The sequence below is a fragment of the bacterium 336/3 genome (assembly GCA_001281695.1).
GTDB lineage: Bacteria > Bacteroidota > Bacteroidia > Cytophagales > Thermonemataceae > Raineya.
On record LJIE01000002.1, the window covers coordinates 1 to 14,475 of the forward strand.

A 14,475-nucleotide genomic window follows, 5' to 3' on the forward strand; every position below is an offset into this window, starting at 1 on the left:
AGGTACAAACCTTTTTTTTACTTCCAAATTTTTTTCGAAAAATTTTTAAAGTTTTTTTTAAACTCCTTTTTTCAATGTGTTCAGCGTTTCAATTTCGCCTCGACCTTCTGTCGATTTGGGAGTGCAAAGGTACGAAGTGTTTTTTAATCTCCAAATTTATTTTTAAATTTTTTTAAAAAAATCTAAAAAACCTTCAAATTTCAAGAAATAAGGACTATTTTTTCTTGAAGGGTATCAAACTTAGTATAAAAAAATGACAATTCCAAAATATTTCAACTAAAATATCATTATAATAGCAACCTATTTTTAAACTAAGCTCTATTATGGATATATCTTATATTATCAATGAATTGGGAGAAGAAAGAGAACTTTATATGAACTCTGTTGCTCCTCCTATCTTTCAAACCTCTATGACTTGTTTTAATACTGTGGAAGCTATGCGGGCAAGTCTTTTTAAAGAATCTGAAACTCCATTTTATACAAGAGGTAATAATCCAACTACTGATATCCTCAGAAAGAAGCTTGCCGCTTTAGAAGAATCTGAAGATTGTCTAGTATTTGGTAGTGGTAGTGCTGCAGTAGCTGCAGCTGTATTGAGTTGTTTAAATAGTGGAGATCATATTATATGTGTTCAAAAACCTTATAGTTGGACTAATAAATTATTAAACATTTGGCTTAAGCGATTTAATGTTTCAGTTACAATGATTGATGGCACAGACACTAATAATTATGAAAAAGCTATTCAATCAAATACAAAAGTAGTATTTCTTGAAAGCCCTAATTCATTTACTTTTGAATTACAAGATATTGAAGCAGTTGCTCAGATAGCCAAAAAGCATGGTTTAGTTAGCATTATAGATAATAGTTATGCAACACCATTAAACCAAAAACCTATTCATATGGGGATAGATATGATTGTTCATTCTGGAACAAAGTATTTAGGAGGACACAGTGATGCTGTTGCTGGTGTACTTTGTGGTAGTAAAGCTCATTTGAAGAAAATTTTTGAAGGAGAATTTATGACTTTGGGAGGGGTTATTTCACCTTTTAATGCTTGGCTTCTTCTAAGAGGACTTAGAACTTTACCTATTCGTATGGAGAGGGTTGCCCAAACAACGCCCCAAATTATTGATTTCTTAGCCGACCATCCTAAAGTAAAAAAGATTTATTATCCGTTTCATCATTCGCATCCACAATATGAATTAGCAAAACGCCAAATGAAAAATCCTGCGGGGCAGTTTTCTATTGAAATTGAGGCAAAGAACATTGAGGAAGTAGAGATGTTTTGTAATTCGTTGAAACGTTTTTTGATGGCAGCCTCTTGGGGAAGTTATGAATCACTGATATTTCCTGCATGTACATTATATGGTTCAGAAAATTATAGCTCTGCTCCTTTTCATTGGAGTTTGATACGTTTTTATATTGGCTTGGAGGAAGCAGATGTACTAATTGAAGATTTAAAACAGGCTTTTGATAAGATAAATAATTAAAAAAACAGGCAAAGTGAATACTTTGCCTGTTTTTTAATCTCCTAAATTATACTGAAAGATGGGATGAAGTGTTTTAGGGTCATCTACTAAAACATCTAAATCTTTTATTTTTCCTGTTTTTAAGTCAAACACCCAACCATGAATGCTCAACTCTCTATTAGCCCATGCCTTTTGCACAAAGGATGTTTCTGCAAGGTTATAAACTTGCTCTTTTACATTTAACTCTACAAGTCTATCAGCTTTTATCTTTTCATCTTCGATGTTGTCAAGCTCTTCACGATGTTTGAAATATACTTCTTTAATATTCCAAAGCCATTTATTAACCAAGCCAAAATCTGTATTCTTCATGGAAGATATTACACCACCACAACCATAATGCCCACATACAATAATATGTTGTACATGTAATACTTGAACAGCGTATTGCAAAACACTTAAAAAATTCAAATCTGTATGAACTACCAAATTAGCAATATTTCTGTGTACAAAAACTTCGCCTGGTTTAGCTCCAGTTACTTCTTCAGCAGGTACTCGACTATCAGAGCAACCTATCCATAAAAATTTGGGACTCTGGCCTTTAGCGAGATCCTCAAAATAACCTGGTTCTTTTTCAATCTTTTCTGTTACCCATTTTTCATTATTAAGTAACATTTGTTGGTAAATACTTACATCTACTGCCATAGTATTTTAAAGTTATATGAATTAGTAATTTCAACGAATATAAAGTATTTTTCTTATATTAGGGTATAATTTTAGTTAGAAGAAAAATATTTGCTTGTAAATTTAAACCAAAATATTACATTTGCGTTAAAAACACTACTTAACTTAGTATATTTAAAAAAAAAAATCTATTTTTACATTTTTTACTAAATACTCGTTATATTTAAATACACTTACAACTATTTTTTAAGAAAATTTATACCTTTGAAAATGATTTTTACTTTACAAAAAAACTATGTTCAGTAGCGAAACTCTCTTTTTTTCCTCATTTCTTATTTTTATATTAATCATGCTAGCCCTTGATTTAGGAGTTTTTTCCAAATCAAGTCATATAATTAGCTTTAAAGAGGCTATTATTTGGAGCATTGTTTGGGTTTCTTTAGCATTAGCGTTTTTTGTATTTTTAAGATATGAAGGGCATCTAATTCATGATCCTCAAAATTATGAAGAAATCATTAAACGGGTTGATACAGAAGATAAAGAACTCTTAAAACTTAGCCCTAACAGGCCACATGAAGAGAACCTCCAAGAGTATAGAAATTATATTTCTATAGAATTTCTAACAGCATATTTGATAGAATATTCGCTCTCTGCAGATAACATTTTTGTTATTATTTTAATTTTTGCATCATTTGGCTTACGGGAGGAGTACTTTAAAAAGGTACTGTTCTGGGGCGTTCTGGGTGCTATCATTATGCGTTTTATTTTTATATTTTTAGGCATAGAATTGGTTCAACGATTTCATTTTATCCTTTATATTTTTGGTGCATTCTTGGTGTATCAAGGTATCAAGATTTTCCTTGAGAAAGATGAAGATGATGAGAATATAGATACTCAAAAACACCCTATTGTACGTTTAGCCTCAAAATATTTTGCTGTCTATCCACACTATGAACATGATAAGTTCTTTGTAAAAAAGGATGGTAAAAATATGATGACAACTCTGTTCATCGTTCTCTTAATAGTTGAATTTACTGATTTGGTATTTGCAGTGGACTCTGTACCTGCTGTTTTAGGTATTACACATGACCAACCCATAGCCTACTTTTCTAATATATTTGCAATCATGGGATTACGTTCTATGTTCTTTTTACTATCTAATATCATGCATTTATTCCATTATTTGAAGTATGGTTTAGGTGTACTCCTTACTTTTATTGGAGCAAAGATGTTATTAGAAGTTCCTTTAAAGTCCATAGGGTTCAAACCATCTTATTCTATATATATAATTTTGGCTATTTTAGTAACAAGTATAGTTTTATCTCTTATTTTCCCTAAAAAGGAGGATGAAGACTTGAATAAATCTGTTGTATCTGATGATAAAAAACCCAGTGATGTATGAGTAAAGTAAAAAAATATGGTATTATCGCTTTAATAAGCATTGTTTTAATATTTATAGCTTATGCCTCATTTATGTCTTTTGCTTGTTATAGCGAAGGTTCTCGTTCAGGGGTATTAGATAAATTTTCTAAAAAAGGAGCTATTTTTAAAACATGGGAAGGTGAATTGAGACAAGGCACTGAAGATAGAATTAACCCTCAGAAATTTGTTTTTTCAGTAAATTCATCAGAAGAGCAAACACTTAAAGATTTAGATAGTTTTTCAGGAAAGCAGATTAAGGTCTATTATTGTCAAAAATATTGGACTTTTCCTTGGCAAGGAGATAGTGAATATTTTGTTAATAAAGTTGTTCTTGTTAAATAACTCATCAGTTTATATAAACAAAAAAGCCTTTCTAATTGAAAGGCTTTTTTGTTATTTAACTACAGTAGCTTCTGTTACTTCTTCATTGAATTTGGATATAAAATCTTCAATTTTAAAACTACCTAAATCTCCTTGTCCATGTCTACGAATTGATAGACTGTTATTTTCTTGCTCTTTTTCACCTACTACAAGCATATAAGGAATTTTTTTCACTTCAGCATCTCTGATTTTACGTTGTATTTTCTCATCTCTTTCGTCTACATATCCTCTAATATCTTTTTCAGCTAAGATATTTAAGACTTCCTTTGCATACTCATTGAATCGTTCAGAAATTGGTAAAACTGCAATTTGCTCAGGAGCCAACCACAAAGGGAAATTACCTGCACAATGTTCTGTAAGTACTGCAATAAAGCGTTCCATTGAACCAAATGGAGCTCTATGAATCATTACAGGACGATGTTTTTGATTATCAGAACCAACATACTCTAGTTCAAAACGATCAGGAAGTTGGTAATCTACTTGTATTGTACCTAGTTGCCATTTTCTACCCAAAGCATCACGTACCATAAAATCTAATTTTGGTCCATAAAATGCAGCCTCTCCATACTCTACAACTGTATTTAGACCTTTTTCTAAAGCTACGGCTTGTATATCTGCTTCTGCTTTGTCCCAATCCTCCTCTTTTCCTATATATTTTTGTCTTTCTGTTTGATGACGTAGAGAAATTTGTGCTGTATATTCTTCAAAACCTAAAGCTTTGAAAACATATAAAACCAAATCTATTACTTTTCCAAATTCACTACGAACTTGCTCTGCTGTACAAAAAATATGAGCATCATCTTGAGTAAAACCTCTCACACGAGTAAGTCCATGTAATTCTCCACTTTGCTCATAACGATATACTGTTCCAAACTCTGCTAAACGTAGAGGCAAATCTTTGTAAGAGCGAGGTTTTGACTTATAAATTTCACAATGATGTGGACAATTCATAGGTTTAAGCAAGAATAATTCATCCTCTTCTGGTGTATGAATAGGCTGAAAAGAGTCTGCTCCATATTTTTCCCAATGTCCAGAAATCTCATATAACTTCTTACTTCCAATATGAGGTGTAACTACAGGAGAATAACCTGCCTTCATTTGAGCTTTTCTTAAAAATTGTTCTAAGCGTTCTCTCAATAAAGTTCCTTTTGGTAACCATAGAGGTAAACCTTTACCAACATTTTCAGAAAAAGTGAATAATTCTAATTCTTGCCCAAGTTTTCTATGATCTCTTTTCTTTGCTTCTTCTAGTAAATGTAAATATTCTTTTAGCTCTTTATCTTGGGGAAATGTAACTGCATAAACTCTTGTTAATTGTTTTCTATCAGTTTGTCCAAGCCAGTAAGCTCCTGCAACATTCATTAGTTTTACAGCTTTAATAAAACCTGTATTAGGAATATGAGGTCCACGACAAAGGTCTGTAAAATTTCCTTGTTGATAGAATGTGATTTCACCATCATTCAGTCTATTTAAAAGTTCTAATTTATACTCATCTCCTTTTTCTTGAAAATATTTAATAGCATCTGCTTTAGATATCTCTGAACGTATATATTCATTTTTTTGGCGAGCAAGCTCTAACATTTTTGCTTCTATTTTAGCAAAATCTTCTTGTGTTAAAGCTTTATCTCCTGTATCTATATCATAGTAGAAACCCGTTTCAATCGCTGGACCAATACCAAATTTTGTTCCTGGCAATATAGCTTCAATGGCTTCAGCCATTAAGTGAGCAGAGGAATGCCAAAATGTAGCTTTTCCTTCTGTATCTTTCCATGTTAATAATTGTAGGTGAGCATCTTGATTAATGGGGCGTGTAACATCTTGTACAATTCCATTTATTTTTGCAGAAAGTACGTTACGAGCTAATCCTTCGCTGATACTTAGAGCCACATCTAAGGCTGTAGTACCTTTATTGTACTCCTTTACTGCCCCATCAGGCAGTGTAATTTTAATTTTGTCCATAAAATAAAAGGTTAATATCAAAAACGCACAACTGTTCTTGACAAGTGAAAACTGTTGCAAATGTAATAAAAAAGCCACACTGTATACAGTGTGGCTTTTTTATTTTTTATTTTAAAGATTAGAATTCCCAAAGATTATGTTCGAATTCCATCAATTCCATTTCAGCTTCTTGAGCTTTGTAAAGTTCTTCTATCTGATCTGTATAGATTTGATTCAAGTATTTATCATCTGGGTTAGATACTTTCAAGATTCTTGAAGAGAATACTCTCAACTCAAAGGCATCCATAATACACATGTGTCTGCGATTATTATTAGGATTGTACCAAAGAGCTTCTTTTTGATTAGACTCTACATAAATTTGTCTGAAGTATCTATCAACTTCTTTGTATTTGAAACTAGCTACCTCTTTATCCCCTCCACCTTCACCAAAACCAGGAGCTATTAAGTTAATAGCAATAATATTCATATACATTCTAGAACGTCTTTTATCAAAAATAATTTCTTCTAGAATTTCCATAACATAAATATCATCTGGCTTCAACAATACTGGTGTAATCTGCTCATAAGGGTTTCCTGCCTGATCTATCAACTTTACAGTTTCGAAACCTTTATCCCAAGCAGTATCCTTCACTAGATCTTTTTTATTCAAGAAGAGATCTGTCATACTGGTTGTGATATCATAAGCAGCTACTTTTCCTTCTTTACCTGCTTGTATTAGTCGTGCTGGAAACTCGTAGCCTACTGCTAAAAAAGGTTTGTTCTGTTTTTCTTTCAGATTAATCCTTCTTACAACAGTTTTTCTAAACATAACATCATCTTCCAATACAGGTCTAACAGCATTAGGGTTATACCCAAACTGAGCATTTACAGAGAAGCTTACAAGAAATAACAGAAATAAACAACACTTTTTCATAATATAATAAACTTTGAGTACGCAACACAATTTTAGTTAAGAGGAACGTTCACAATAGGGTTAGCAACTTTTGCAGGAAGAACAGAACCTCTAAAATTAGTTCTTTTAACATCTGTAACTTTGATAGAATATAAATCACCTGGTTTTGCTTTTGCAGAAAGTGATCCTAAAGCTCCTAGACCAGGGACAGTCATAACTGTTCTACCACCACTCTTTAAAGCAATACTAACACCGTCTGCTCTATAGTTAGCTTCTCTAGGTAGAGCTGAAGCGAAATTTGGTTCAGGTTTGATAATAACAGATAGGTTTGATAAACGAGAGCTAATACCATTTGATATATCTACTTCTACACCACCCATCATTACAGCAACTCTAGCTAAAGGTACAGCTTTTACACCAAATTTACGGTCACCAACACGGCTTCCACCACTTGATACAGTCAAAACGCATTCTTTAGCTCCATCATTAGGGATGATAATAATATCGTTTTTAGTAGAGCCTGAAACAAATGAACCACCAGAAACACCATAAGAAGGATTATAACTAGCTCCAAGTTCAGGAACACTTACTTTTAATTCATTACCACAACCTTCATACAATGCAATAATATTAGGGTTTTCAACTACAATGTTGGGCTGAACAACTGTATATTCTTGCTTGAATGTGAAAGTTGTATCTTTACCTTTTACTTTGGTTTTAATTTCACCATTGATGGTGTTTTTACCTGAACCACCAGCAGTAAATTCAATTTCTGCAATACCTTGAGCATTTTTCTTTAATGGAGAACCATTTAAAAATGCTTCCATAGGAATTTTATCAGATGTTGCAGCTAAGAACATAGAACCTTTGATTTTCTGACCTGTAGCCACAACAGAAGATTCTAATGAAATAAAGCCTTGGTATTGATCAGGAGAAGGAGGAACTTCGTTCACACCTACTTTCTTTACAGCTTCTGCTTCATATCTGCGAACCTCATTTTTTAAATGAGCAAGTACAGCTATTGTAGCAGCAACTGGAGTTTGTCCAAAACTTCTGTTTGGATAATCTTTTTTCTTATCTACTTCAGTAGTACCTATAAAGTCATTACATAAAGGTTCTAATTTGAAGCCTTTGAATTCTGCATCAACATTTTGAACAATGTTAGCAAGATCATTAGCGAAGCTATTCATTTTCTTTTGTAATGTATAACCTTCACCACCTTTGCTACCAGCTGCACCAATCATCAAACCTTCCATTTTGGTTTCACCTTGTACGTCAACTGGTTTTTTAGTTTCAGGATTAATACCTCCTGCTTTTTCTATTACCTTTTTCTCAACATCATTCAAGTAGTTAATAGCTTCTGTTGTCTTAACTCTTAAATCTTGAATAGCTTTTACCTTTTTTAAATGTTTGGGTTCTTTATCCAATCCATCTTTTCTTGCTTGTTCTTCAAAAGCTTTTACAGCTAATCCTGTAGCTTTTTCTGATCTTGAAGCACTTTCATCAAGAGCTTCAGCCAAGAAGAAGAACTTATCAATAATTGATGAACTTACCTGCAACGCAAGTAGGGCGGTAAGTACCAAGTACATCAGGTTAATCATCTGTTGCCTTGGGGATTCTTTTGCACCTGCCATATATAAATGCTCTTAGTTTTTAGTTCAAAGTTTATACCAAATTTTGTATGAAGGAGTAAATTTCGTTGGAAATTTACTCTACCATGATTTATGCTTGAGCTCCTTTCATAGCTGTAAGCATACCACCATATACTTTATTTAAAGAAGTTAGGTTGGTAGTTAAGCCACTTAATTGAGTTTTCAATCCTTCAGCATCTTTAGCAGTAGCAACTACATTTTCTACAAGAGAAGTCATACCACCATAGTATTTAGTCAATGCTTCGCTAAATTTCTTGCTATCTTGCAATTCCATTTGGTATGCAGCATTTAAACTGCCCAAAGTTTTTGTCAAAGATTGAATTTGGTCATGGTACGATTTTGCATCTTTCGAAGCATCTGCCATAGCTGTCATAGCTGTCATGGTTGTACCATAAGACTTGTTCATTTCAACTAAAGAGTTTGCTGCTAATTTCACATTTTTAGCATATTCTGCAGTAGCAACAGATGCATCTCCTAAGGTAGTCATTTTGCTCACACTGTCAGAAAGTTGTTTCATACCTGAACCAAAGCTATTAACAGAATCAGCAGAGATAGAATTTGCAATATTTGCTTCAATAGCTGCTAATTTTGCAACCACACCAGCATCTTTTTGAGGTCCATCACCTACACCAGCAAGGCTCTTAGCGATTTTGTCCCAATCAGGTTCTGTATGAGGAGCATCAATCGGAGCAAACGCATACATAAAGAAAATTACTGCTTCAGTACTCAAGCCTAAGATTAGAGCAATCTCAGCACCAGGCCAGTGCATTAGTTTAAACAGGGCACCAATGATAACTACTGATGCACCTATACCAACTACTTTAGGAACGAAGTAGGTATAAAACTTTTCTTTTCCACTTAAAACTTTGTTAGCCATTTTAGTAAAAATTTAGTTGTAACAATTAAAGATATAGTAAAAAACTTAATTCTATATAAAATTATATTTTGTGTATTACTCTTAATAATTTTGAATTAGGATAGTAATACACAAAATATAACGGTTATTATCTTACTCTTTTAATTTCATTTCCTGAAGAGCGACCTAAATATGTCATTGCACAACGGAATCCAATTGAAGAAGAAGTTGAATCAAAATGTTGATATGTTCTGGTACCAGTTTCTAAGAAATAAGCAATATCTTTCCAAGAACCACCTCTCACCACACGGCGAGGATATGCACCAATATTACTGTAACCAATGCTATTAGCATCTGCTTTTTTAATTTGAGGGTCAAATACAGGGTTCAAATCCCATACTGTAGGCACAGCTGCTTCATAATAAGCATCTTGACACCACTCAGCAACATTACCAGCCATATCATATAGTCCCCAGTCGTTTGAGAAATAAGAAGCTACAGGAGCAGTATAAGAGAAACCATCATCATAATAATTACCTCTACCTGGCTTGAAGTTTGCAAGCATACAACCAAGTGTATTTCTTACATAAGGGTTACCCCAAGGATACTTTGCTAAATTTCTACCACCTCTTGCTGCATACTCCCATTCTGCTTCTGTAGGAAGTCTGAAACGAGGGATTGTAGGTAAACCTTGCATACCTCTGTGATAGTCAAGGTGTAAGGTTCTCCATTTGCAGAAGTCTTGAGCAGCCGTCCATTTGATACCAACAACAGGATAATCATCAAATGCAGGATGCATAAAATAATATTCTGTCATAGGGTCTCCCATGTGGTGAGCATATTCGCTACCCCAACGAAGGCTATCAGGTAATAATCTGTTTAGAGTGTTTGTATCAGGGGTGGGAGTTAGATTTTTGAGTACGTTATCTACATAATCAGGATCTATTTGTACCCCTCCACTACTACCGCCTCTTGCATAAGCAGACATTACGTCTGTGAACAAGCGATATTGGTTATTAGTAACCTCCGTTTCATCCATGAAGAAGGCACTAATTGTAATTTGTTTGTTGTAGTTGATTTGAGTGTGAGGTACATCCTCATCTGCTTGTCCCATGTGAAAAGTACCTGCAGGTATTACAACCATGCTTTGTGGAATATATTGATTCCAACCAGGTCTAACCACATCAAATCGATAAATCTCTCCTTTAGAGCTTATGATACGAGCATTGAGGTCTTGATTTTTCATTGTTTTATTCTTGCCACCTCCAAGCAAACCACAACTCTGTAGGAAGATACTCCCAGCGATTAGGAAGTATAACCACACATAACGATGAATCATTTTATTCATAACACCTTTGTATTAACATTGTTGAGTTTTCATTACAAATATAGTGCTAATTTTTTCAAAAAAATTAGCAAAGAGAAAAAAATAAATTTTTTTTATTGGAAAAAACTATCTAGTGCCATGTCTAGGCGTTTCCTGAGTAGGTTTTGCATAACGTTTCACAGGTAAACCATAAGACAAAAATATTTCATGAGAAGTTGGGGCTTTTCCTTGTTTACCAGAAACGGTATAGTCAAAAGCATAGCCAACTCTCATTCGGTTATCTTTAGTAGGATACATACCAATCATGGCTGTCATAGCATCAGATTGTCTATATGCAAGTCCTCCCCAAAATTTTTGATTATAAGTTCCCAAAACAGAAAACTCTATAGATGTGCTTTTTAATCCATTTTCTGGGAGGTTTTTAATGAGAGCAGAAGGTTGTAGCAACCATTGATCATTTAATTGATAATTGTAACCTCCAGTAAGATATAAGTTTCTAGCTAAAGCATTTTCCAACTGTTCTAACCCAAATGTAATTTGAGATTTAAGAAGATGATTGGTGCTAATTCCAACATAAAATTGTTCTTGGGAATACCAAACTCCAAATGCAAAATCTGGTTTTAATTCAGATTGTTTACCATTCAATTGTAAAGCGATTTGATCTGATTCATCAACAAATCTGAATTTATCAAAATCAATTACTTGGTTATAAATACCTGCTCTACCACCAAAAGATAATTTTCCTTTATCTGCAATACTTAAATGATATGAAAAAGAGAGGTGAGCTTCTAAACTATTTATAGGACCTCTTACATCTCTTACTGCATGTAGTCCTATGCCAGAATTTTTCAAATAAACAAAGGGAGCTGTAACAGAAAATATTTGGGTTTGTGGAGAGCCTCCATCATCAAAGGTTGCACCATATCCTGCCCACTGAGTTCTATGCATTAATAGGAAGTTAGCTTTACCATCTGCTCCAGCAACCGCAGGATTAAGATAAAAGCTATTGAACATATATTGACTAAATTGAGCATCTTGTTGAGCTGCAACCCACTTAGGCATTATAGTTAATAATACAATTATAGATGTAAGCTTTTTGATAATATTGGTCATTCTATTAGTTTTAGAAAACTTTGGCTAAATATAGATAATATTTTTTGAAAATTTCAAAATAAATTTCCATAAAAACGCTATTTATTTACACAAATATCTGAAAATAATTATTTTATCCAAATATTCTTTTTATTTAATTTTATTAGCAAGCTTAATATAAGCTTCTAAAGCACCTGTCATTGATGGAGCATTAGGCAACGGAGCTTCGATATCAAGTACCAAGCCCGCATCTTTAACAGCTTTGGCTGTTGTGGGACCGAATGCTGCAATACGAGTTGCGTCTTGTGTAAATTCAGGGAAATTTGTAAATAAAGAAGCTATTCCTGATGGACTATAAAATGCTAATATATCATATTTTACATCTGCCAAATCAGAAAGGTCAGAGGCTACTGTATGATACATCACTGATTCTGTAAAATTAATTTTATTTTGTTCAAGTAAAACGGGTAGTTCATCTTTACGAATATCTGAACAAGGATATAAGAATTTTTCGTCTTTATTTTTTTTAATTGCAGGCATTAAATCTTCAGCTGTTTTCACTCCTGTAAAGATTTTGCGTTTTCTTACTACAATATATTTTTGAAGATAATTTGCAGTTTGCTCAGATATGCAAAAATATTTTGTTTCAGCAGGCATTTCGATACGTAATTCTTTGCAGATACTGAAAAAATGATCAACAGCATTACGACTTGTGAAGATAACACCTGAAAAGTCTAAAGGATTTATTTTTTGTTTTCTGAAATCCTTCATAGCTATTCTATCCACTTGTATAAAAGAACGAAAGTCTATTTTCAAATTATATTTCTTAGCCAGTTCAAAATAAGGTGATTTGGGGTCTGTTGGAGCAGGTTGAGTAACCAAGATGCTTGCCACTTTTTTCATTCTGTTCTGCACGTCTTTAAATAGCATTTCTTTCATTCTAAATTGTTTTTTAATTCTAAAAAGACCTTATTTTTATATAAAAAATAGAATTTTGATATAAATCATAAGGGGTATGATTTCTGAAACGCAAAGGTAAGAAAAAAAATCTAATTTTCTAAATTCTGAAAAGCTATTTGCATTATACCATAATATGATTGTACGTAAAATATATACAAATACTAAAATTGTTTTAAAGATATTATACCAAGTATGCATTTGGTATGGTAAGTGTAGACCTAATAGAAGTAGTCCAAATATTAGGATTAGGTAAAAAAAATGAGATATACGTATGTATTCATAAAAATGTACATTGATAAGTTTTGAGACACTTAGTAAATTCGCTGATGTCCATATAATCATGTACTTTGTTAATGTCCATAAAATAAGTATGCCTACCCAGATACCCCAATTTGCCCATGATAAATTTAGTAACTGATTATTATATTTTTGAAATATTAAAAGTGAGCTTCCTTGATTCATAGCATCTAATAAGTGAAAGAAAGTACCCGTTAGTATTGCATAAGTCAGTAAGAAAAGTATATTGTTATTTTGAAAAACCCTGATAAACAGTGGATTATCTTGTCTTCTTTGTACCTGAAAAAACTTGCTGATTTGTAGATATTCCATCAACATTTTTACATCATATTGTCTTACAAGTGTATATGCTATCAATATAATCAAAATATAAAATGTCAGATGTTTCCTATATTCTTGGATATGATTCTTATTAATGATATCTATTGTTTTTTCTATATTTTTAGATGCTTTTGAGGGTACACCTATTATAGAACTTTCAATATTACCATACAAACTTATAAATATATTTTCTTGGGGGTATTTATTTGCTAAACTATCCAAAGATAAGGTTTGCTCTCCTTTTTTGTACTTTTGTTGTAGTTTATGATTGATATACAGATAGGTATCCTCTTTTAGATTCAAAATGAGTTTGTATTGTCTAAACTGTTTGGGTTTAAGCCAAAAATGTATTAATTTATCTTTTTGATGATTATTTGAGATATAGGCTATATAGCTATTGTAGGAAGCATCATAATAGAGCCAATAATCTTTGAGGTCTAATATGATTTTTTCAATTTTGTTATTTGCGAAGGATTTACTTCCTAAAAAAAGAAAAAAGATAAAAAAAAGAGTTATTTGTTTAAGCCATTTCAAAAATATCATGCTATTGATAAGTAATACGGGTTTGGATACTTCTTCCTAAAGTAATTTCATCAGCATATTCTAATTCGCCACCAATTGGTAAACCTCTTGCCAACGTTGTAACCTTTACAGGATATTCTTTTAGTTTTTTAGTAAGATAAAAAGCTGTTGTGTCACCTTCCATACTTGTTGCTAAAGCAAGTATTACCTCTTGTGTTTCTTCAGATTTCACTCTATTTATCAAACTTTCAATATGAAGTTCTTCAGGACTAATGTTTTCAATAGGAGAAATAAGCCCTCCCAAAACATGATAAAGCCCTCTATATTGAGCTGTATTTTCAATGGCTATGAGTTCCTTAAAAGATTCTACAACACAAATTGTTTTTACATCTCTATTCTTACTGAGGCAAATATTACATAAATCTTCATCTGCAATATTGAAACATCTAGAACAGTATTTGATTTCTTTACGAAGTGTTGTAATAGCATTAGCTAAACTCTCTGTAAAGGTTACATCTTGTTTGAGAAGATGCATAACAAGTCGTAAAGCAGACTTTTTGCCTATCCCTGGAAGTTTAGCTACCTCATTTACAGCATTTTCTATTAATTTGGATGGAAGATTCATAGGTAGAGATTAAACTTCC

The 14,475-nt window shown here is 32.7% G+C and carries 13 protein-coding genes; 3 read left to right on the plus strand and 10 right to left on the minus strand.

Annotation, left to right across the window (positions count from 1 at the left end; translation table 11 throughout):
- Positions 1 to 323: 323 nt before the first annotated feature.
- Positions 324 to 1,490, plus strand: coding sequence for a cystathionine beta-lyase (locus tag AD998_19255; GenBank protein KOY84595.1), 1,167 nt, complete (start codon positions 324 to 326; stop codon positions 1,488 to 1,490).
- 33 nt (positions 1,491 to 1,523) lie between these two features.
- Here the strand turns inward: AD998_19255 and AD998_19260 are convergent, their stop codons facing one another.
- A complete protein-coding gene (locus tag AD998_19260; GenBank protein ID KOY84596.1) occupies positions 1,524 to 2,171 on the minus strand; it encodes a carbonate dehydratase in 648 nt (215 codons plus the stop codon).
- A gap of 274 nt (positions 2,172 to 2,445) precedes the next feature.
- Between AD998_19260 and AD998_19265 the strand changes: the two genes are divergently transcribed.
- Both AD998_19265 and AD998_19270 read left to right on the plus strand, forming a co-directional pair.
- Positions 2,446 to 3,552, plus strand: coding sequence for a hypothetical protein (locus tag AD998_19265; protein ID KOY84597.1), 1,107 nt, complete (start codon positions 2,446 to 2,448; stop codon positions 3,550 to 3,552).
- Positions 3,549 to 3,914 (plus strand): hypothetical protein, encoded by a 366-nt coding sequence (locus AD998_19270; protein KOY84598.1) that lies wholly within the window; start codon positions 3,549 to 3,551, stop codon positions 3,912 to 3,914. The genes AD998_19265 and AD998_19270 overlap by 4 nt, the downstream gene beginning before the upstream one ends.
- A gap of 51 nt (positions 3,915 to 3,965) precedes the next feature.
- On the opposite strand, the gene AD998_19275 is transcribed toward AD998_19270, so the two are convergent.
- The 9 genes from AD998_19275 to AD998_19315 form a co-directional block, all read right to left on the minus strand.
- Positions 3,966 to 5,912: a threonyl-tRNA synthetase gene (locus AD998_19275; GenBank protein ID KOY84599.1), complete on the minus strand. Its 1,947-nt coding sequence runs from the start codon at positions 5,910 to 5,912 to the stop codon at positions 3,966 to 3,968.
- A 118-nt stretch (positions 5,913 to 6,030) separates the two neighbouring features.
- Positions 6,031 to 6,825 (minus strand): hypothetical protein, encoded by a 795-nt coding sequence (locus AD998_19280; protein KOY84600.1) that lies wholly within the window; start codon positions 6,823 to 6,825, stop codon positions 6,031 to 6,033.
- Positions 6,826 to 6,857: 32 nt separating this feature from the next.
- Complete coding sequence (locus AD998_19285) at positions 6,858 to 8,438, minus strand: hypothetical protein (GenBank protein ID KOY84601.1); 1,581 nt, start codon at positions 8,436 to 8,438, stop codon at positions 6,858 to 6,860.
- Between the two features lie 88 nt (positions 8,439 to 8,526).
- Positions 8,527 to 9,333, minus strand: a complete 807-nt coding sequence (locus tag AD998_19290) for a hypothetical protein (GenBank protein KOY84602.1) — start codon at positions 9,331 to 9,333, stop codon at positions 8,527 to 8,529.
- A 127-nt stretch (positions 9,334 to 9,460) separates the two neighbouring features.
- Positions 9,461 to 10,660, minus strand: coding sequence for a gliding motility protein (locus tag AD998_19295; protein ID KOY84603.1), 1,200 nt, complete (start codon positions 10,658 to 10,660; stop codon positions 9,461 to 9,463).
- 105 nt (positions 10,661 to 10,765) lie between these two features.
- On the minus strand, positions 10,766 to 11,701 hold the full coding sequence (locus AD998_19300) for a hypothetical protein (protein KOY84732.1): 936 nt from the start codon (positions 11,699 to 11,701) through the stop codon (positions 10,766 to 10,768).
- Positions 11,702 to 11,881: 180 nt separating this feature from the next.
- Positions 11,882 to 12,670 (minus strand): uroporphyrinogen-III synthase, encoded by a 789-nt coding sequence (locus AD998_19305; protein ID KOY84604.1) that lies wholly within the window; start codon positions 12,668 to 12,670, stop codon positions 11,882 to 11,884.
- 36 nt (positions 12,671 to 12,706) lie between these two features.
- Complete coding sequence (locus tag AD998_19310) at positions 12,707 to 13,852, minus strand: hypothetical protein (GenBank protein KOY84605.1); 1,146 nt, start codon at positions 13,850 to 13,852, stop codon at positions 12,707 to 12,709.
- Position 13,853: 1 nt separating this feature from the next.
- On the minus strand, positions 13,854 to 14,456 hold the full coding sequence (locus tag AD998_19315; GenBank protein ID KOY84606.1) for a recombination protein RecR: 603 nt from the start codon (positions 14,454 to 14,456) through the stop codon (positions 13,854 to 13,856).
- Between the last annotated feature and the right edge of the window lie 19 nt (positions 14,457 to 14,475).

Bases quoted from the DNA above. Each gene is read 5' to 3' on its own strand.
- AD998_19295 (KOY84603.1), bottom strand. From the start codon at position 10,660: ATGAATAAAATGATTCATCGTTATGTGTGGTTATACTTCCTAATCGCT.
- AD998_19275 (KOY84599.1), bottom strand. From the start codon at position 5,912: ATGGACAAAATTAAAATTACACTGCCTGATGGGGCAGTAAAGGAGTAC.
- AD998_19290 (KOY84602.1), bottom strand. From the start codon at position 9,333: ATGGCTAACAAAGTTTTAAGTGGAAAAGAAAAGTTTTATACCTACTTC.
- AD998_19270 (KOY84598.1), top strand. From the start codon at position 3,549: ATGAGTAAAGTAAAAAAATATGGTATTATCGCTTTAATAAGCATTGTT.
- AD998_19315 (KOY84606.1), bottom strand. From the start codon at position 14,456: ATGAATCTTCCATCCAAATTAATAGAAAATGCTGTAAATGAGGTAGCT.
- AD998_19255 (KOY84595.1), top strand. From the start codon at position 324: ATGGATATATCTTATATTATCAATGAATTGGGAGAAGAAAGAGAACTT.
- AD998_19300 (KOY84732.1), bottom strand. From the start codon at position 11,701: ATGCCTAAGTGGGTTGCAGCTCAACAAGATGCTCAATTTAGTCAATAT.
- AD998_19260 (KOY84596.1), bottom strand. From the start codon at position 2,171: ATGGCAGTAGATGTAAGTATTTACCAACAAATGTTACTTAATAATGAA.
- AD998_19280 (KOY84600.1), bottom strand. From the start codon at position 6,825: ATGAAAAAGTGTTGTTTATTTCTGTTATTTCTTGTAAGCTTCTCTGTA.
- AD998_19265 (KOY84597.1), top strand. From the start codon at position 2,446: ATGTTCAGTAGCGAAACTCTCTTTTTTTCCTCATTTCTTATTTTTATA.
- AD998_19305 (KOY84604.1), bottom strand. From the start codon at position 12,670: ATGAAAGAAATGCTATTTAAAGACGTGCAGAACAGAATGAAAAAAGTG.
- AD998_19285 (KOY84601.1), bottom strand. From the start codon at position 8,438: ATGGCAGGTGCAAAAGAATCCCCAAGGCAACAGATGATTAACCTGATG.
- AD998_19310 (KOY84605.1), bottom strand. From the start codon at position 13,852: ATGATATTTTTGAAATGGCTTAAACAAATAACTCTTTTTTTTATCTTT.